This window comes from Pantoea sp. ACRSB (assembly GCF_022346905.1).
Lineage (GTDB): Bacteria > Pseudomonadota > Gammaproteobacteria > Enterobacterales > Enterobacteriaceae > Pantoea > Pantoea piersonii.
The window spans coordinates 183,662-200,047 of record NZ_JAKRNL010000002.1; the positions used below are offsets into that span (position 1 = coordinate 183,662).

The window sequence follows — 16,386 nt, forward strand, 5'->3', positions numbered from 1 at the left end:
GCTATGCCCCCGTAATGATCGCGAAGTCATCCGCCAGGCGGTCGAAAGTGTCTTCGAAGCGCACAGCCTGCATCACCTCATCGGCTCCCGCCTTCAACGGGTCAGGCTCGGCAGAGACGCCAATCAGAATGTAATCGCCGGTATCGACACCAGCGAACTCAGTCCAGACCGTGTTTTTTACGACACGCTCCGCTCCGATACTGCCCAGGCGCTTGCTCAGGCCACCCTGATAGCCGCAATCAATTACCACTGGCGCGGCGAAGCCTAACGGGTCGCCCATCTCATTCTGGCCCACCAGCCGCTTCCAGAACGTCGCTTTGCCGGTATAAGACCAGCGTGCTACTTCGGACATCGCTACTCTCTCCAGCTCATTACAGTGGGCTTTTCGGCGGCAATGCGCGGGCAGTTAATCACCCACTCGCCGCCGCTGTTAACGTAGCCGGTTGTCTGCCGACCGCATGAGGTTTTTAGCCAGACGCGGTTAAATGGCTTAGGCAGCCGCTGTGTCACAGGAATCCATAACATCAGCAGCCCCCCACAACCATGAACAGCCCGACCTTTGCTCCTGAAAGAGGAAGCCCGGACAGACAGCCGTTTTTATCCCAGTCGAGGATCTGCGTGTACAGATAATCTGTTCCCGCCGAATCATAGGTAAACGACCGCGAGGCGCCAGATGGAGCTGACTGTGATGAAATTCTCCGGGCACCGGACAGGGCGGCCAGTCGCGTGGCTGCATAGATGAGCAACAGCTTTTGCAGGCTTTCGGAGTAGCCCGCCCCGTCCATGCAGGCAGACGCTGCGCTGACCTGCTCGATCAGCAACTGAAGCACTGCATCAGGAACCGTGAAGCCCAGCTCAGCTATCAGCGGCTTTACGTCTTCCAGCGTGATTTGGGCTGCCATGGTTATTTCGCCTTCTTGATTGCTTCTGCCAGCGCGGCTTCAGCATCATCTGCGCGCTTCGTTGCCGTTTGCAGCTCTTCAGCGTGCGCCAGCTTCAACTGCTCCAGCGCGTCGGCGTGCTCTTTGTCTTTGGTATCGGCGTCGGACTGAGCCTGCTTCAGCTGCCCCAGCGCGTCATTGAGCTGCGTCTGCAGCGCTGAGGTATCAGCGGAAACAGGCGCAGAAGGAGTTGCCACTTCGAACTGCAGCGCCTCCCCCTTCTCTTTGGATGCTTCAGCTTTACCGTCCGCAACCCACTTTTCAGCGATCGCTTTATCAACGTCATAAACCTTACCGGCCTCCAGCTTCTGGAAACCGGCACCGGCGAAAAGGTTAGAGCTCAGGATTTTCACGAGTGCCATTAGCTGCTCCTTAAGAGGCGTGGATGACGGAGAACTTGTTGTTGATGTCCTGCTTGACCATCAGACCCATTGCACCCCAGGTGCGCCACACGTAATCGCTGTTGTAGAACTGGCGCGGGTCGGCAACGGTGCCAATCGCCTGACCAACAACCGGCGCGATAACGCCTGCGGTCAGCGGGACGATCAGGATTTCGTTGCCAGACAACTGCGCATCTTCTTTGATGGCGTCGATACCGGACAGCTTCAGCAGCTCTTCCAGCACGGTGCGGGTGGCGTTCACGTCGAAATAACGCTCGAGGTTGGACATGATCTCGGCAGAGACATACCAGGTCTGCGGCGCATACTGGCTGTTGGTTACGCGAACCACATCGCGCAGGGCGATGGCGTTGGTGCGCAAGTCTACCGGATCGGTGCTGGTTGCGAAGTTGAAGGTCAGCGTGACCTGCGCAACGCGCTCGTCATTTTTAAGGCCTTTCCACGTCAAACCGTCAAACTGCACGAAGTTTCCTTCAGAGTCGCGGAAGCCGTTGAACATGTAGTCAACGTACTGGCGCTGCACGTCCTCAACAGAACCGCGCTGTGCATCGGCCTGTGACTGAAGCGCTGACGGGCTGTTGAAGATCGGGTCGCGCCAGGTGAACTTAAAGCCTGAATCGTGGATCGGGACCATGGTGCCGTCGAAGGTGTAAGACTTCGCATCGAGAGCCGCGCCAATCTGGCCGCTCATGGATGTGTGCGCCCAGCCACGGCCGCCGGTGCGCGCATAGTCGTAGCGGGACTGTTCGATGCGCACTGAGCGCGACAGCGGCATCAGATCGTTCAGCAGGGTGAACTGGGTGTTTGGCTCGAACTGCGCCAGCACGGTGGTATCAAACGCGCGGTAAAGGCGGCGGATGTCATCAACTGCGTTTACGGCATCCAGACGACCGGCATCTTCACGGATACCGCGTACACGACCGAGGAAGTCGGCGGCAGCCTGAGCGCCTTCATTGCGCGCCATTTGCAGTTCGGCAAACTGCGCCTGGTTAACCTCAAGGTTGCCAGTGCGCTCGCCAATGGAACGGGAAAATACGAACATTCAGGTGCTCCTTACTTGAACACGACACGAATAAGATCGCCAGCTGCTGCGGTGACAGCGCGGTCTTCTTCGACGTAAGCGAATACAGCGGCGTCATCCGCAACTGCAGTAATGCGGCCAGCAGCAACGGCGACGGGCTGGCCTTTCTTATAGGTGCCGGCAGCTGCGCGGACGTTCAGAAACAGGCCCGGAAGCGGCTGAATAGCCACTAAGTTTTCGCCAGCGGCGATGGTGTCATCCACGCCCATGCAGCGCAGATAATCCATATTCGCCACGTACAAGATGGCATTTTCAGCGCCTGCTACAGACGCAGTAAATTTGCCCGCGTCGAAGAAGCCGATAGTGCCCGGCGCAGTGGCCGCAGCTGCTGCACCTTCGCGATTAAGCAGCGGATTAGGGAACACGCCGCCAGCGTGAATTACATGCTTTCCATCTTTCGCCATTTTTTACTCCGGCATTTCGCTGAGGGACTGGTTAGAGTTGACCTGACGGAAAGAACCGTTGAGGCCGGTAGTGGTCTGGCACTGTGCATACAGGCCATCCAGTGCTGCACCATCGAGGGCGTTGGCGGCCAGATCGTCCAGGCCAAACTTGGCTTTCACGGCATTGCGCTTTTCGCCCTTTTCTTTATCGGCGTTAACTGCGAGGCCGCTTTCAATGGTGGTCAGTTTGTCGGCAAACGGCTTAAACCACGCCGGGGCCTGCTCGCTGTTCGTTGCCGTCTCCTTGGCCTTCTTCTCAGCCTCTTCCTTCTCTTTCCTGGCCTTTTCATCGGCTTCAGCTTTCGCTTTAGCGTCATCAGCTGCCATCTGGTTATAAGCGTCCATCAGCTCAGCATCAGACTTACCTACAACGTCGATGCCTTTCGCTTTCAGCGCATTGGTGATGAGTTCTTTCATCGGGTTTGTTTCCTCTTTGACGGAATTGCTGTTGGCGCTGAAGAACGCCTTTAGCTGGTTGAATAGTGTTTTAAGTGCGGGGTCTTGGGGTAAAGCCGGATCGGGCGTCTCGGATTCTGCCAGGTTGACTACTTCTAACTCCTGCTCTTCGCCCTCAGAGTTAACGAAGATGCCTACGCCTTCATCTGGCGTGCCGGCGCCCGGCTCATCAAGCAGAACCGCAACATGGTCAAACATCATGTTGGTGGCGATCTCGTTGTACTTTTTGCCCTTTGACTCGCCGTTAGCGGCAATGCCCGAATAAAGTAGGCCGGTAGAGATATGGATCGGTTCGGAGTTGGTGCCGGCTGCCATTTCATCCAGGCGGTTAATCAGGCGTTTACCCTTCTCGCTGGATTCGGCATAGCGGCGGTCAACGTACATGTCGCCCGTTACCTTTCCGTCTGCATGGCTGACGTTCTGAAGCCAGGCACCAACGTGGTAGTTGTTGACTGCGCGAACATCGCGCGCTGAGACATGCCTGCCGTCAACCTTGGGGTGACCCAGCGGCATCGGGTTTCGCTCCAGCGTGTTATACGCCTTGCCAATTTCTGCTGCCGGGTACAACTTCCGATTCATCACGATATCATCAACAACAGGCGTGATGCCGCGAACCACGATATGTGGCTTGCCGTCGATGATTTCGGTAATGATGTTTGAAGCGGAGTTGACGACGGTCAGCACGTTAACGCGATTGCGTTTCATGCTGGTTCCTCGTAGGTAAATTAAAGGCAATAAAAAACCCGCCGTAGCGGGTTTCTATAAATTTTGAGTTAATTATTCGGTTAGATTGGCACATTGTACTTCTACGTAATTTCTGAGAGCCACTTTAACGCCATTCGCTGCTTTTTTTGCAGCATCACCAAGCTCACCTTCTTTATCATCATACATATTAGCAATTTTGCTATTCATCACTTCCTGAATGCGATCGCATGAAGCATTATGCTGCAAACCATCAACAATGATTTTATCCAGGGATGAAGTCATGTCTTGAGCTGCATTGGCTCCAGCGATACTTGGAGACTGCATGCCTTTTTCTGTAAATGAATTAGTTAATAAACCTAACTTAGTTAAAGCAGTACCCAATTCAAATTGAGCTTGCATGACTTTCGATTCATTAGCTTGTACGGAAGTAAGAGACACGAGCATTACGGCCACAAAGGCTTTTATAGATGAGCGACAGCGCATAAAGATCCTTTTTACAAAGACGAACTCATTAGTTGTTATGATTACGCCTTTAATGCTGCCATTCTTTCTTTTCCTTATCCAGCCTTTCAATAAGCCCTTCATTAACTATTTTGCCATCGTCACCAAGTATGACCGGTATCTGGCTGCAGTAGCAGTGAAAGCGGTTGCCATCACGGCTGTACCATTCACGAACTTCCTCAACCGTGCGCGTCTTCCCATGCCAGAAAGCGTGGCTGGTTCGCGTGGTTGGCTTTAGTGCTGAAAGGTGCAACAGAGACGTGTTTAGGCCAAGCCGCTCTTTTGACCATTCGGTTTCATTCCACTGCGCCTCCCGCAACGCCCCTACCTGCTCTGTCTGCGCCATGTTCTTGGCTCTGACCATCGACACATCAAGGCGCTGACTGACGATCCGCGCTGTCTCTCGCGGATTGATACCTCTGCCTACCGCACCGGAAATTACATTTGCCAGATCGCCGCGCGCCCTGTCCGACTCGAGGCGCCAGTCGCTGTAAGTGGAGACGTAAGCAGCCGCGACCTGATTCTGGTAAGCCGGAGAACTGAGTAGCTGCTGGAGCGTGGTTTGCTGCTCGTATATCGGCGACTGAACAGACAGGTTAGTGAATGCCTGATGCGTGCCGCGCTCATACTCGTCAGCGACGTAGCTCAGTGCCCACAGGTTGTTGCTCCCGCCCTCAAGTAATGCATCGTCCAGGATGATTTGCACGCGCTGCAGCAGATCTGCCAGTTGCGCAGCCGTCATGTCGTAGATATACGCTCCGGCGTTCACCTGATAGATGACATTGCCATGCACAGCATGAGATTTCTGGTTTGAAGCACGTTCGCGCCCGGTCATGCGCTCATCGAATAACTGTTTAAGCGCCACTTTTATGCGGAGATAACGGCCTTCGATGTCACGGAACATCCGGTTAACCGGACGGGCTGACTGTGTCGGGTCTGCTTTATTGCGGGGAATTACCGGCGTTCGGATCAGCTGTTGGTTTGTCATCTGTCAGCGGGTCCTTTCCGGGTGGTTTTTTATTCAGATCGGGCGGTTGCTCCGGCTCATACTCGGGAAGCGTCTGCAGTTCACCCACTGCGCGAATCTCGTTTTCTTTCACTGCGGCGCGGCCAAAGGCCTGCTGAGTTTTCTGGGCAACATCGGCCATCTTCGCCATATTGTCGATTCGGTCAGCCTGCGACGGTGCCAGCAGATCGGACCATGAGACGGTTATCTCTTCGTTTGCCGCCGGGGCGATTAGCCCGATAGCCCAGAATCGGCGCACCAGCGTCTCAATTACTTCAGAAAGGAAACCATTGCGGCGTGACATGCGGGTTTTCGCCCAGTCCTTCATATCCTCAGAGGATGCACGCTCACCCGTTACCTGACCAATGAGTATCTTCACCGGCATCGGTATCGTTGCGCAGAATTCGCTGAGTGAAGTGCGCCAGGTGGGTTCTGGGTCAGCGGCGGCAACGGATAAAACTTCAGCCGAACCAGCCTGCATGAATGTTGCTGCGTCAGTACTCTGGTTAAGACGGACTACCTGTTCATTAAGCGCGTCCGCCAGATCGCCATCCGCAACGCCAAGAGCTGCAGCCAGCGCGCGAAAGTCGGTTTTCTCGCTGAAGGCAAAGTTAAGCTGACGGCTGGCATTCTTCAGAAATCCCTCGGAGCTGCCACCTGATACCTTCTCAATGTCCAGCAACTTGTTATAGCCGGGCCGCAGCAGAGGAACACCAGACGTCAGCAGACCATCATCAGCACCTTCAGCGAGGATAATCACGCGATCAGGATGGATGCTAATTTGTCGCGCCGGTGCGCCACCCTGCTGCCCTTCAACCGGAAGTTCGGTGAAGCTGTACATCTTCGGCTGCCCGAAGCTTTCGCTGTCGGGGTCGTTATCCCACTCGCTGACATCCAGCTGCGATTCCCATACCGGGATCAGCTTAACCAGAGCCTTATCTGCCGTTCTGCCAATAACTGTTTTATTGGCCGGTTCACTCCATCGCCCGCTATCCCGCAGCTGGATAAGCAGCGCTGAATATCGGCCAACCATGTTACGGCGATCGGCATCCTTAATTTGCTTCCAGCATCGCTTGAGCAGGCGCTTTAACTTTTTATCCCACTCAGACTCGGCTTCGGCATCCTTCGACTTCTCCCCCTCAAACACCTCCGGGTAATCTTCCCAGCAGCCATCTGCCATGCGCTTGACTGCGGCGCCCGCAATAGCGTTGCGCTCGTAGGCGTTGTAGAAGTCGTCGAAGGTCAGATGGTTTGGGTAGCCAAACTCCTGATAGATGCGCTGGCGCTTGGTATTCCCCGATTTGCCAACATACTGCCCGTACAGTGCACGAGCGCGCCCCTCCGCCAGGCTGTTAATTGCCACGGACAGCGCATTCAATTTAACTGGTGTCACGTTGTCCTCCGTCAGCGCTTACGCACCAACATGCCGGTGATTTGCGGCTCTCTTAATTCGGTCAGGGCATAGACCATTGCGTCCAGCCTGTCGGGTGATTTCTTTGCGGTGGTCGGCACATATTCCATCAGCTGATTTTCCAGCGTGTAGAGGCTGCCGCGATGCGCTACGCGGCCCTGCGCATACAGGGCTGATATAGGCTCAGCTCTGGCGTATTTGCCCTTACTGGCATGCACGCGGATGACCCTGCCGGTAAACCCGGCGTTCACCAGAGTATCTTCAGCCATATCGCCACCCTGGTTGGTTTCAATCACGATCGCGTCAGCCTTATGCTCGTGATAGGCCTGCATTGCCCGTGTTGCCCAGCCATTAGGGGAATACTTGCCGCTGTAGTCGGCGTCGGTGCTGTACTGCCTCTCATCGCCGTTCCCGTATACGCTGGCAACCACAATGCCTGACTCGTCGCTCTCTTCACTGTTCGTAGCCTGCGGATCGACTGCAACCACGGTACGCGTCAGTTCTTTGGTGATACGCATTTCATGAGCAGCGCTGATCATCTCCTCGTCCCACAGCGCGCCCTCGGCGTTGAAACGTTTGGGATTCTGCATGTACTGAGCTTCAGCGGTGCGCCGGTGAGAGAACAGCGAGACACGATGCGATTCGTTGTGTTTGAACGGCCACAGCCAGCCATCAGGCAGGCCGTGTTCAATCGGGATTGCGTGGGTGTTGTCCGGGTACTGCTCAGCATAAGACTGGCTGTTGTCGATGATGACCGGCAGATTGAGGTGATGCCACATTTCCCCGCTGCCACCCCGCAGCAGGTAGCCACTCAGGTCGTGATAGTGGATGCGCTGCATAATCACAATCATCGGCGTAGTTTCAACGGCCAGACGGGATTTGATGGTTTCGTTAAACCGGTTGTTTACGCCACCGCGAACAGTTTCGCTGTAAGCATCGTCAGGTTTAACCGGGTCATCAATCAGCAGCGCGCCCTGCCAGCCTGGTTCCATATGCCCGGCACGAAAGCCAGTAACCTGACCAGCAGCCGACGACGCATAAACCCCGCCCCCGAGCTCGTTCCACCACATCGCCTTACTGTCAGCATCGTCGCGCAGCTCCATGGGCCACATCGCTTGATAAGCCTTCGACTTAATCATGGTGCGGGCAGTTGAGGAATTCAGCAGCGCGAGGTTATGCGAATAGGACAGGTGCATGAAGCGGGCGCGGCTGTTCAGGGCCAGCCCGCGGCCCATCATGTTGATGGTTGCCAGTTCGGTTTTGGTGTAGCCAGGCGGAACGTTGATGATCAGACGTTTTATTTCACCGTCGATTACCCGGTCCAGCGTCTGCTGTATCACCCGGTGATGAGGCGCGACGATCATCTTGCCGCCGGTACGCTGTTTGAAGAAGTAGCGTGAGAAGTAAAGACCGTCCTCCTCGCACTCTATCTTACGGGCGTATGTCTTCTGCTCAGCAGTCGTCATCCTCCAGCATCTCCCGCCGTACAGCCTTGTATTCGTCTTTCGTCAGCGTGGCCACTTCAATCGGCCCGCCGTTCTTGCCGGTATGCTCGTGTGCCGCCTGCTCTTTAAAAGCCATTACGCTGATGTGCTTACCAAGCAGCTCAAGGTTTTTCACCTTATCCGGCCATTTAATTTTTTTGAGGATGTTCTCCATGGTCGTTTCGTCGAAGTTGGTAACGGTGGTGAGAATGTCCAGGCCACTTAATGTGGTGCGCCATACCTTCGGCCATTCGTGGACCATCTTCAGGCCTCCGTCATCCTTCAGGATGTCGAGCACATCCATTTCGTCAATCTCGACCAAGCGACGCAGCACGTAATCTGCGTTTACCTCTACCCTTTCGTTACGCTCTGCTTTAAGTTCAATAATGCGTTGCGCGATACTAAGTTTCGCTAAGTTCTGCGCGCCCTGTTCGTTGGCGGTCTTTTCGCTGTACCCCGCCCGAATGGCTGCTTGCGTGGCGTTCAAATCGAGGAGGTACTCGCGACAGAACATCTCTTGTTTGTCGGTGAGTGCCATAGTTTTGTCCGGGTGATTTATGGAACCAGAAGATTTATCTCAATACTTCCTATACAGAAAAAAACCATCTGAAGAAAAGTTGCTGCTCCAATCCGTGCACGATAACTCTGATTGGTTGCCATTTGTGCAGCGCATGTCAGATTCGGGTTTGATAACTGCTGCTCTTCAGAATGCTTTTCACATTACATGGGTTGAAAGTGGACACATCATTCGCAATCAAATAAATGATGACGAAGCCGTGGCGTTCTTACTTTCTAAGCTTATGCCCCCATATAGTGGGGAGGGGATGACCGTATTTCGCGGTGAGAACGAAATAAGATTTAAGTCAGGTTTAATAGGGTTTTGCTGGACAGCTAATCGTGAAATTGCTGAGCGTTTTGCCCGCGGACTCAATGCATGTAAAGGTAATGGTCTTCTCTTAGAAGCTTACGCCCCATCTAATGCTATTTTTTCAGTGCCAAACGAGCACAGCCGCTATCTCGAAGAGGATGAGGTGACCGTTAATCCAAGGAAATTGATTAACTTGCAGATAATTTCATCTTATCCTAAGTCCCATTAGCTCCAGCTTCGAGACATTTCCCAGCGAGGCTAATCGTGACACAGGAGATGGTATGGCAGCCATCATCATGCCCGTTTACTGTGATGCGTAGCTTCGCCATGTTGTCCCCAATAAAAAACCGCCCGGAGGCGGTTACTGTTCGGATATCTTGTTGCTAAGCTTTGCAAGTAAAGAATCAATCCCAGCAATAAACCTTTCATTTGATTCAAATATAATTTTTATAAATTCTCTACGTTCTGCATCATCAATATTTTTCCCTGAAACCATGGAAAAATAACATTTGTTAGCTGGTTCGGTTAGATTTTTTATCTCTATAAAATCTGGCAACAACTCGGGAAAGTAAACACCAATTCTAGCTTTCATCAAGGGAGCATCGTTTTTCGGCTGAGCCTCAATGTTTTCTACCATTTTGTCTAGAGTGGTTTCCTTTCTAGCAAATGATACCCACTGCATATGCGTAGAAAAAATTAAGGAGTTAAACTTTATTAAGGATGCATATATCTCTTCAGCTTTACCTATTCTTACCTTTTGCCATTCCCTTTGCCTTTCCAACTCAATTTGTTTATCAAGTCTTTTCTCTGCGGATTTGTTAGCCATCCAGCAAGCTATTAGCGCAGATAATGAAGAGATGATTCCGACGCAAACGGTACCCCAAGTACTAACCATGCAACCTCCTTTTCTAAAAAGGAGTATCGTACAAGGGCGGTAATTCTTGAGAAAGAAAAATCATTTTTGCGCCGTTTCTCATCGTCACTATCTGCTACATGCAGGATATGCTCATGCAGCCATCATCGAGCGCAATGCTTTAACGCGCCCTGTGATGTTCACTTCAGACATTGCTCTCTTATGTACTGCTGCAGGCCGGCTATTTGCTTTCCGGCGAGTTCGATTCGACTTCTGAGGGTGAAATAATCCCGTTCAGCGGAGTCAGTAAGTCCGGGGCTGGCTGCATCATCCATGCCGGCGGCGCCGGAGGCGGATTGCTTCGTGCAGGTGGCGTTGAGCTGCAACCGGCGCTTGCCAGAAGCAACGTCATCATGCAGCTGATCGATAGTCGCCTGAGCATCGGCTAGCTCCTTCGTGTATTTGACATCGAGAGCGGCAACGCTTTGCTGTCGGCGCTGCAGGTCGTTGATTGTTTCCTGCTGCGCTTCTGCCAGGTTCTTTGCTGCCTGGTATTTATCCCTATAGCTGTCAGCCAGTAAGGCAAACAAACAAAGACATAGGCTCAGCAGTATGGCAACCAGAAAACGCCAGTTATTTGCCAGCCAGATCATCTGGACTCTCCGCCAGGCACATTGAACGCTCCATGTCGCGGCGATTCATTAGGCCGCGAAACTTCATGCCACCGGCATAGACCCAGCGGCGTAGCTCTTCACACGCACCATCCTGATCGCCAGCGTTCAGCTTCTTAAGTAACGTTGATTTAGAGAATGCGCCGGAACCGACGTTGTAGGTGAAGCTGTAAAGCGCAGCGCGCTGATATTCATTCAGCGGCACTTTGACCAAGCTATCGACCGTCTTCTTTACCGGCTGCAGGTCGTTCCACAGCAGACGGTCGCATTCCCGGTCGGTGTACTTCTTGCCTTTGATGATGTCGGTGCCTGTATGACCATCACAGACCGTCCAGACTCCAGCTACGTCCTTATACGGATCGTACACGCGCCCTTCCACGCCATCCTTGCCACCGAGGAATACCGTAGCGATAAGCATGGCTCCGCCACCTGCGGCAGTGATCAGCTTGTTCCGCAGTGAGTTTGACATTGCCATGGGTTATTCCTCGTTGAGGTCGGGCGCGGTAGGCCAGCGTTGCAGAGCTTTGATCTGCGCCAGTGTGGCTTTGCGTTTGTAATACCAGTTGATGCCGAGCGTTAGCAGGGCGACCACAATACCGGCCAGGACACCTACGGCGCTCCATTCATCGGGACTCAGCCTTGTCAGAAGACCGTTGGCAATTGTCCCGGCAGACGCGCCATACGCTGCGCCCGAAGCCAGTTTGCTCATATCGATACTCATGTGACCCCCTCTGTGTTGAGGGAGCTGGCTCAATTAGGAATTGTCTACTTTCTGAACTGAGCAAGCCCGGTTAGCTTTAATATTGCCGAGAGAAAAAGCCCCGCTTGCCGTTGCGTAGTCAACATTGAAGAATCCGCCTGAGTGCGGATTTTTTTATGGGTAAAAATCGCCCTCTGCCCCAAATCGCTAGATTCGAAGTGTGCAGTGATGGGCAGGGGCGAAAACGAAAAAGGCACCGCCGAAGCAGTGCCTTGTTAATCTATTTTCTGCGGTGCCGGGTGCCTCCCGGTGAGATAGCAAACCCGAAAAAGTCCATCCCGTGCGACATATCAAGCTTTATGCTTATTCGGATTCCACCCCTCCGCATAGGGGGATTCACCGCATTAAGCGCATTATAAGCCCTAAGAATAATCCTAAGCAATACAGCCTCTTGTTGCTGTACACAGGTTATTCTCTCGGCTGGTTCAGCCATGTATTCATGATCCACCAGCGGCTTTGGTTCCCGCCCTTTCAATTCAGAGTCGAGGCGTTCCTGCTGGCTGCAAGAATTCAGGCCAAAAAAAAGCCCCACGGCCTATATCCGCAGGGCTTTAGTACCCACTTTGAAGCCGTGGACTGATTTTCTATGTTGCCGCTCAACAACAAGACGTAGCTTTCACTGTTAGGAATCGTATCCCCAGTTTCGGGAAAAGTAAATAGCCCACTAAAAAATAATGGGCTATTTCATGCCGCGCTATGCAGTGACCTTATTCAGGGCTGCGTTTGCCCAAGACTCCTCAATTTCCAGTTTGCCAATCAGGGTTTCATAAAACAGCTTTACGCTCTTCTTCCATGTGTCTAGGCTAATAACATCAGTGATTCCGCATACTGCCTCATGGGCCTGAGTTGACGGGATGCGCTCGTACCCTCGCCCGCAGCAGCGCTTGCAGTCACCCATGACCGGCACGCCCTGCAGCTCCGTCTCTTTGCGCATCACCGCGCGCCCTCGCCCGTTGCAGTCCCGGCACGCCGACGAAACGATACCCTTCCCGCCGCACTGCTTGCACAGCACGCGTACGGTCTCTTTAACGTTTCTGGTATGCCCGCCGGAAAGTGGTGATTTCATCGAAAACACGTTCGCCTCGATAAAACCCATCGCCTGGCAACATTCGCAAGGCTTCACGCTGGCGGCGCTGCGGCAATAATCCATGTACGCGTAAGTTGCGAGCACTTGCATCACTGCTGTTTTAATATCTGTATCGAGCTTGCGAAGGGCGGCAACCCGGTCGCAGGTCTGTAGTGCAAATTCAGTTAACAGGGATACGGCGCGTGCGGCGTCGTTCTCACTTACTCCCACTTTCCCCATGAAAGCAGCGTAACCCAGCGGCGCGCGGCTTTGGGCAAACCCGAACCCCATCATGATATCTGATGAAGTAAGCCTATCCGGAGAGGTTGATGAGGACGTATCGCTGATAGAGGTGCTTTTAGGTGAGAAAAACTTAACTGCATTCTCAAGATTCATTTGATAGCCCCATGATTTTCATGAAAGTTGTATTCAACTTCAGCCGCTTTCCTTGACGCGATGGCATCCTCAATGCTTGCGAAATAACCCAGGTGCTTGTTTTTACCTTTTACCCTTATCTGCGCACCCCATTTCCTATGTGATGGCTTGAAATAAACCCCTGTTGCGCCTGATGAGTTATTTTTATGCTGCGTACGGTTTCTTCCATTGCCGATACCGTCAACAACGCGAAGGTTATCAATCCTGTTGTCTGTTCGATTGTGGTTTATATGATCTATCTGCATGCCATGAGGTATATCTCCATGGTGCATCACCCAAACAACCCGGTGCTGCATTAACCACTTCCCATTCACTCTCACACGCAGGTATCCCTTGACGTCAACGGAGCCAGCAAGCGAACCCTTTTTCACCTTGTTGTTTGGGCTATCTTTCCAATACAATTCCCCATCCTTATATTCAAAAATCAAGTGATAATGTAAGGTCAATGGGTGTTCTGCTAACTCCCCGATAATAGTTGCTTCAAGGCTCATGCTGCTTCGCTCCTTTGCTTAATCAGCTCTCTGGTTTTCTGCCGGTAGTGCGCAGCCAGTTCCTGCAACTCTTCCCGCGTCCACTTCTTCACCGGGTGCGGCCCCATGAGACGATCGAAAGCGGCCTGCCCGATTTTTTTAATCAGGTTTGGCGTGTAGTTTTCGATGTTGCCGGACAGGTGCTGGTTACACGGAACGCATTGCTTATGGCAGTTGGTTTCGTCGTAACGCGTGGCCGGTGATGCGCCGCGAGTGCGGTAGTGCCCGGCGTCATATTTCCCTTCATGGAAGCGTCCGCAGCTGATGCATGGTTCGGAGGCATCACGGGTGCGGATATATTCGTTGAAGGCGGACTGGGCTTGCTTATGGAAGTAACTGAGGGGCTGTACTGCTAACTTGCGGATTTTGGTGTGGCGCTTTTCCTGCTGGGTTTGTTCTCTTCGTCGTCGTTCGGCTTCCAGTTTCTTCTTCACAAGAAGTAGCTGGCTGTACTGATAACCGTGTTCCGGGCAACACCACCACTCGTTACTGAATTTGGGGTGAAACCACTCACGGCATATCTTGCATTTTCGCCGAGGCATCTTTTCAACCGGCATTAGCAAATCCTCCTGCTATTTCACGAGCCTTATCAACGTATGCCTGATGAGCGCGCTGAGCTGTATCAAAATATCCAAGGCTTATTTGCTTTCCATTGACGTTAATCGACGCCCGAAAACGCCTCGTTTTTTTGTGATAGCTGACACCCTTGAAGCCAGACGTGTTGTTACCTTGCCTCTTCTTGTTGTATTGATTTTGAGAGCCTGAAGCGTCGCGCAGATTACTTATCGCATTGTTCGAGCGGTTCCCGTCCACATGGTCAATCTGCCCAATAGGCCAGCCGCCTGTAGTTATGAGCCAAGCAAGCCTGTGCAGGAGATAGCCTTTTCCATTGACCATCACTGAAAGGTAACCATTCAGGGCCTTAGTCCTTACTATCGCCCCTGCTGCGCACGGACCTAGCGATTTTCTGCGTATGAAAACACCTGTGTCAGGATTGTATTCAAACAGTCTTTTAAGCTCGTCAGCTGTGATGTCACTCATCGCTCTCTCCGTGCATTCGAAAGTTTACGTCTTGCATCCAGCCAGCGCAGCAGCGGGCGCAGGCATATACCCATCCCGGCGGCAGAGGCGTACCACAACCAGCGCAGCTGATAGCGGACATATCGCCCGGCGGCGTGGAACGGGAGATAATCGAGGTGCTCGTAATACCAGGCGTCTTCTTCGCAGATTTCACAGTTAACCCCGAATCGGTATTTGTCCTCACTGGTCAGCACGGTGGTGCAGCTGCAGCAGCGCTTAATGCCAGCATTTGTGCTCATAAGTCGAGTCTCTCCGTGGTTCGCGGTTTCCTTCAGGCAGCAGCGCGCTGACCAGCCAGAGGCGTGGGTCGAGGGCGAGTGTCTTTTTGGTCTGGATGTTGCGGGCGGCGTAGCGTGAAAGGAGTTCGTTGGCGGTATCGGTATCTACAGGGTCATGAGTGAACCACGTTTGCCGCATGGCTGCCCCCGTTCTTTTTCAGATACTCAGGCCAGTGCTTTTCGAGTATGCGTTTCGGGACGCGTAAGCCGAGCCCTATAACGTTGGCTTTGGTTCTCAGCGTGCTGAGCGGCTTGTTGATCGCACTGGCAATAACCTCTGGCGGAACCTTCCCGGCCACGCGCTCAACGTACTCAAGTTCCTGCTGTGTCCAGGTGCTTTTTCTACCCATTTTGTTTGTCCTTCAGTTTCATGTATTCGCTGTCAGCCGGGACCGTCAGCCTGCACCCTAAGTTCAGCGCCCAGCCTTCTACCTGCGTGAGGTAGAAATGCATGTCGCCGGTATCGAGGTCTGAGGTGTGCTTCAGCGATCGGATGACTGTTGTTTCCCCTGTCACCACATCGATCATTTCCCGCTCCACGTAGCCGAGATAGGTGTGCTTCATCGCGTCTTTTACCCACTCAGGAGAGGCAAAGTCTTTGCCGCGCCGGATGAGCCAGTCGCTGATTTCGCTGTACCACATGTGGGATAAGGCGTTCTGGTTGAGGCTGCGCTTCTCGCGCCACGGCTTGATGATCAGCCGGTAGGTTTCGCCAGAGTCGAGCATGGGGAGGATTTGTTGCCCGATGGCGCTGAAGTTCGATTTATGAAGGCGTATGCCGTCCTTCGCTATTTCCATCGCGCTTGTCTCTCTTTAGTGCGTCGCTTAGCACCTTGCGCATTACACTCGGCAAGGATTGATAGTCATGGTATTTGCGAGCGTATGTGGTCACTTCAGTTACCAGTGATTCAAACTCATCGTCAGATATGACGTGCTCAGAGTGCTTGAAGGGAATTGAGTTGTTCATCAGATTTTCTCCGCGCTACTTTCACGGTAATCATTGCCTCTGGTTTGAGATTTAATGAACTTAAACGTCGTTCTCTTCCAAAAGCTTTGTACCTTTCACCGTTATAACAACTTTGTAATATTTCAGGGGGTTTAAGGGTTCAGACTCAAATTTTATTAAACCTTCCTTTTCCAGTGGGATTAGGCTCAAGGCTGTTCTGTCTTCTCGTTTCTTGGTAACAGAGTTGTAGCGGATCTGAAAACCATGGCTTTTATCACCTCTCAACATGTATTTTGCTTTTTCTCGCATAGAACGGAGGATTGACAATGAGGCTGCTGAATAAGGCATTGGTATCCCATTTTTGATTAGAAATATTAATTTTATTTTAGACTTTATTCGCTAGTTCTCATTTTTTTGCCGATTGAGAACTGGTTACGCACCTTTGAGGGCTTCCAAATAACGTTCTTCGCTAA

General features: G+C 52.6%; 23 protein-coding genes. 1 reads left to right on the forward strand and 22 read right to left on the reverse strand.

Annotated features, from left to right (window positions below; all coding sequences use genetic code 11):
- Position 1: 1 nt before the first annotated feature.
- From MHZ89_RS07055 to MHZ89_RS07105, 11 genes are all read right to left on the reverse strand, one after another.
- The gene (locus MHZ89_RS07055; protein ID WP_311782413.1) at positions 2–352 is read right to left on the reverse strand and encodes a hypothetical protein; all 351 of its coding nucleotides are present in this window, start codon (positions 350–352) and stop codon (positions 2–4) included.
- Positions 353–524: 172 nt separating this feature from the next.
- Positions 525–902 carry a hypothetical protein gene (locus MHZ89_RS07060; protein ID WP_311782414.1) on the reverse strand — a complete coding sequence of 126 codons (378 nt, stop codon included), beginning with the start codon at positions 900–902 and terminating at the stop codon, positions 525–527.
- 2 nt (positions 903–904) lie between these two features.
- On the reverse strand, positions 905–1,303 hold the full coding sequence (locus MHZ89_RS07065) for a hypothetical protein (RefSeq protein WP_311782415.1): 399 nt from the start codon (positions 1,301–1,303) through the stop codon (positions 905–907).
- Positions 1,304–1,313: 10 nt separating this feature from the next.
- Complete coding sequence (locus MHZ89_RS07070) at positions 1,314–2,381, reverse strand: major capsid protein (protein ID WP_311782416.1); 1,068 nt, start codon at positions 2,379–2,381, stop codon at positions 1,314–1,316.
- Positions 2,382–2,392: 11 nt separating this feature from the next.
- A complete protein-coding gene (locus tag MHZ89_RS07075; RefSeq protein WP_311782417.1) occupies positions 2,393–2,824 on the reverse strand; it encodes a hypothetical protein in 432 nt (143 codons plus the stop codon).
- Between the two features lie 3 nt (positions 2,825–2,827).
- Entirely contained in the window at positions 2,828–4,024 is a 1,197-nt protein-coding gene (locus tag MHZ89_RS07080) for a DUF2213 domain-containing protein (protein WP_311782418.1), read from the reverse strand.
- Between the two features lie 72 nt (positions 4,025–4,096).
- A complete protein-coding gene (locus MHZ89_RS07085; protein WP_311783026.1) occupies positions 4,097–4,597 on the reverse strand; it encodes a hypothetical protein in 501 nt (166 codons plus the stop codon).
- A complete protein-coding gene (locus MHZ89_RS07090; RefSeq protein ID WP_311782419.1) occupies positions 4,557–5,513 on the reverse strand; it encodes a phage minor head protein in 957 nt (318 codons plus the stop codon). The genes MHZ89_RS07085 and MHZ89_RS07090 overlap by 41 nt, the downstream gene beginning before the upstream one ends.
- A complete protein-coding gene (locus MHZ89_RS07095; RefSeq protein WP_311782420.1) occupies positions 5,467–6,924 on the reverse strand; it encodes an anti-CBASS protein Acb1 family protein in 1,458 nt (485 codons plus the stop codon). Before MHZ89_RS07095 ends, MHZ89_RS07090 begins: the two co-directional genes overlap by 47 nt.
- An 11-nt stretch (positions 6,925–6,935) precedes the next feature.
- Positions 6,936–8,408: a DNA-packaging protein gene (locus tag MHZ89_RS07100; protein ID WP_311782421.1), complete on the reverse strand. Its 1,473-nt coding sequence runs from the start codon at positions 8,406–8,408 to the stop codon at positions 6,936–6,938.
- Positions 8,395–8,964 (reverse strand): terminase small subunit, encoded by a 570-nt coding sequence (locus tag MHZ89_RS07105; RefSeq protein WP_311782422.1) that lies wholly within the window; start codon positions 8,962–8,964, stop codon positions 8,395–8,397. The genes MHZ89_RS07100 and MHZ89_RS07105 overlap by 14 nt, the downstream gene beginning before the upstream one ends.
- Positions 8,965–8,983: 19 nt before the next feature.
- Between MHZ89_RS07105 and MHZ89_RS07110 the strand changes: the two genes are divergently transcribed.
- A complete protein-coding gene (locus tag MHZ89_RS07110; RefSeq protein ID WP_311782423.1) occupies positions 8,984–9,523 on the forward strand; it encodes a hypothetical protein in 540 nt (179 codons plus the stop codon).
- 132 nt (positions 9,524–9,655) lie between these two features.
- On the opposite strand, the gene MHZ89_RS07115 is transcribed toward MHZ89_RS07110, so the two are convergent.
- The 11 genes from MHZ89_RS07115 to MHZ89_RS07165 all read right to left on the reverse strand — a co-directional run bounded on the left by MHZ89_RS07115 (position 9,656) and on the right by MHZ89_RS07165 (position 15,765).
- Positions 9,656–10,189 (reverse strand): hypothetical protein, encoded by a 534-nt coding sequence (locus MHZ89_RS07115; RefSeq protein ID WP_311782424.1) that lies wholly within the window; start codon positions 10,187–10,189, stop codon positions 9,656–9,658.
- A gap of 158 nt (positions 10,190–10,347) precedes the next feature.
- Positions 10,348–10,800, reverse strand: a complete 453-nt coding sequence (locus MHZ89_RS07120; protein WP_409373235.1) for a lysis protein — start codon at positions 10,798–10,800, stop codon at positions 10,348–10,350.
- Positions 10,781–11,293, reverse strand: coding sequence for a lysozyme (locus MHZ89_RS07125; RefSeq protein ID WP_311782425.1), 513 nt, complete (start codon positions 11,291–11,293; stop codon positions 10,781–10,783). Before MHZ89_RS07125 ends, MHZ89_RS07120 begins: the two co-directional genes overlap by 20 nt.
- 3 nt (positions 11,294–11,296) lie before the next feature.
- The gene (locus tag MHZ89_RS07130) at positions 11,297–11,539 is read right to left on the reverse strand and encodes a phage holin (protein ID WP_311782426.1); all 243 of its coding nucleotides are present in this window, start codon (positions 11,537–11,539) and stop codon (positions 11,297–11,299) included.
- A 733-nt stretch (positions 11,540–12,272) separates the two neighbouring features.
- Positions 12,273–13,040, reverse strand: a complete 768-nt coding sequence (locus MHZ89_RS07135; protein ID WP_311782427.1) for an antitermination protein — start codon at positions 13,038–13,040, stop codon at positions 12,273–12,275.
- Complete coding sequence (locus MHZ89_RS07140; RefSeq protein WP_311782428.1) at positions 13,037–13,570, reverse strand: HNH endonuclease; 534 nt, start codon at positions 13,568–13,570, stop codon at positions 13,037–13,039. Before MHZ89_RS07140 ends, MHZ89_RS07135 begins: the two co-directional genes overlap by 4 nt.
- Positions 13,567–14,166, reverse strand: coding sequence for a recombination protein NinG (locus MHZ89_RS07145; RefSeq protein WP_311782429.1), 600 nt, complete (start codon positions 14,164–14,166; stop codon positions 13,567–13,569). The genes MHZ89_RS07140 and MHZ89_RS07145 overlap by 4 nt, the downstream gene beginning before the upstream one ends.
- On the reverse strand, positions 14,156–14,650 hold the full coding sequence (locus tag MHZ89_RS07150; RefSeq protein ID WP_311782430.1) for an HNH endonuclease: 495 nt from the start codon (positions 14,648–14,650) through the stop codon (positions 14,156–14,158). The genes MHZ89_RS07145 and MHZ89_RS07150 overlap by 11 nt, the downstream gene beginning before the upstream one ends.
- A complete protein-coding gene (locus MHZ89_RS22665; protein WP_409373257.1) occupies positions 14,643–14,771 on the reverse strand; it encodes a protein NinF in 129 nt (42 codons plus the stop codon). Before MHZ89_RS22665 ends, MHZ89_RS07150 begins: the two co-directional genes overlap by 8 nt.
- Positions 14,772–15,080: 309 nt before the next feature.
- Complete coding sequence (locus tag MHZ89_RS07160) at positions 15,081–15,317, reverse strand: hypothetical protein (protein WP_311782432.1); 237 nt, start codon at positions 15,315–15,317, stop codon at positions 15,081–15,083.
- Positions 15,310–15,765, reverse strand: coding sequence for a YbcN family protein (locus MHZ89_RS07165; protein WP_311782433.1), 456 nt, complete (start codon positions 15,763–15,765; stop codon positions 15,310–15,312). Before MHZ89_RS07165 ends, MHZ89_RS07160 begins: the two co-directional genes overlap by 8 nt.
- Positions 15,766–16,386: the final 621 nt, after the last annotated feature.

What these genes read in the sequence shown, in the direction of transcription:
- MHZ89_RS07160 (WP_311782432.1), bottom strand. Translation starts at nt 15,317, where the DNA reads ATGGGTAGAAAAAGCACCTGGACACAGCAGGAACTTGAGTACGTTGAG.
- MHZ89_RS07120 (WP_409373235.1), bottom strand. Translation starts at nt 10,800, where the DNA reads ATGATCTGGCTGGCAAATAACTGGCGTTTTCTGGTTGCCATACTGCTG.
- MHZ89_RS07105 (WP_311782422.1), bottom strand. Translation starts at nt 8,964, where the DNA reads ATGGCACTCACCGACAAACAAGAGATGTTCTGTCGCGAGTACCTCCTC.
- MHZ89_RS07075 (WP_311782417.1), bottom strand. Translation starts at nt 2,824, where the DNA reads ATGGCGAAAGATGGAAAGCATGTAATTCACGCTGGCGGCGTGTTCCCT.
- MHZ89_RS07055 (WP_311782413.1), bottom strand. Translation starts at nt 352, where the DNA reads ATGTCCGAAGTAGCACGCTGGTCTTATACCGGCAAAGCGACGTTCTGG.
- MHZ89_RS07110 (WP_311782423.1), top strand. Translation starts at nt 8,984, where the DNA reads ATGGAACCAGAAGATTTATCTCAATACTTCCTATACAGAAAAAAACCA.
- MHZ89_RS07135 (WP_311782427.1), bottom strand. Translation starts at nt 13,040, where the DNA reads ATGAATCTTGAGAATGCAGTTAAGTTTTTCTCACCTAAAAGCACCTCT.
- MHZ89_RS07140 (WP_311782428.1), bottom strand. Translation starts at nt 13,570, where the DNA reads ATGAGCCTTGAAGCAACTATTATCGGGGAGTTAGCAGAACACCCATTG.
- MHZ89_RS22665 (WP_409373257.1), bottom strand. Translation starts at nt 14,771, where the DNA reads ATGTCCGCTATCAGCTGCGCTGGTTGTGGTACGCCTCTGCCGCCGGGA.
- MHZ89_RS07100 (WP_311782421.1), bottom strand. Translation starts at nt 8,408, where the DNA reads ATGACGACTGCTGAGCAGAAGACATACGCCCGTAAGATAGAGTGCGAG.
- MHZ89_RS07145 (WP_311782429.1), bottom strand. Translation starts at nt 14,166, where the DNA reads ATGCCGGTTGAAAAGATGCCTCGGCGAAAATGCAAGATATGCCGTGAG.
- MHZ89_RS07115 (WP_311782424.1), bottom strand. Translation starts at nt 10,189, where the DNA reads ATGGTTAGTACTTGGGGTACCGTTTGCGTCGGAATCATCTCTTCATTA.
- MHZ89_RS07125 (WP_311782425.1), bottom strand. Translation starts at nt 11,293, where the DNA reads ATGGCAATGTCAAACTCACTGCGGAACAAGCTGATCACTGCCGCAGGT.
- MHZ89_RS07130 (WP_311782426.1), bottom strand. Translation starts at nt 11,539, where the DNA reads ATGAGTATCGATATGAGCAAACTGGCTTCGGGCGCAGCGTATGGCGCG.
- MHZ89_RS07060 (WP_311782414.1), bottom strand. Translation starts at nt 902, where the DNA reads ATGGCAGCCCAAATCACGCTGGAAGACGTAAAGCCGCTGATAGCTGAG.
- MHZ89_RS07150 (WP_311782430.1), bottom strand. Translation starts at nt 14,650, where the DNA reads ATGAGTGACATCACAGCTGACGAGCTTAAAAGACTGTTTGAATACAAT.
- MHZ89_RS07065 (WP_311782415.1), bottom strand. Translation starts at nt 1,303, where the DNA reads ATGGCACTCGTGAAAATCCTGAGCTCTAACCTTTTCGCCGGTGCCGGT.
- MHZ89_RS07165 (WP_311782433.1), bottom strand. Translation starts at nt 15,765, where the DNA reads ATGGAAATAGCGAAGGACGGCATACGCCTTCATAAATCGAACTTCAGC.
- MHZ89_RS07090 (WP_311782419.1), bottom strand. Translation starts at nt 5,513, where the DNA reads ATGACAAACCAACAGCTGATCCGAACGCCGGTAATTCCCCGCAATAAA.
- MHZ89_RS07070 (WP_311782416.1), bottom strand. Translation starts at nt 2,381, where the DNA reads ATGTTCGTATTTTCCCGTTCCATTGGCGAGCGCACTGGCAACCTTGAG.
- MHZ89_RS07080 (WP_311782418.1), bottom strand. Translation starts at nt 4,024, where the DNA reads ATGAAACGCAATCGCGTTAACGTGCTGACCGTCGTCAACTCCGCTTCA.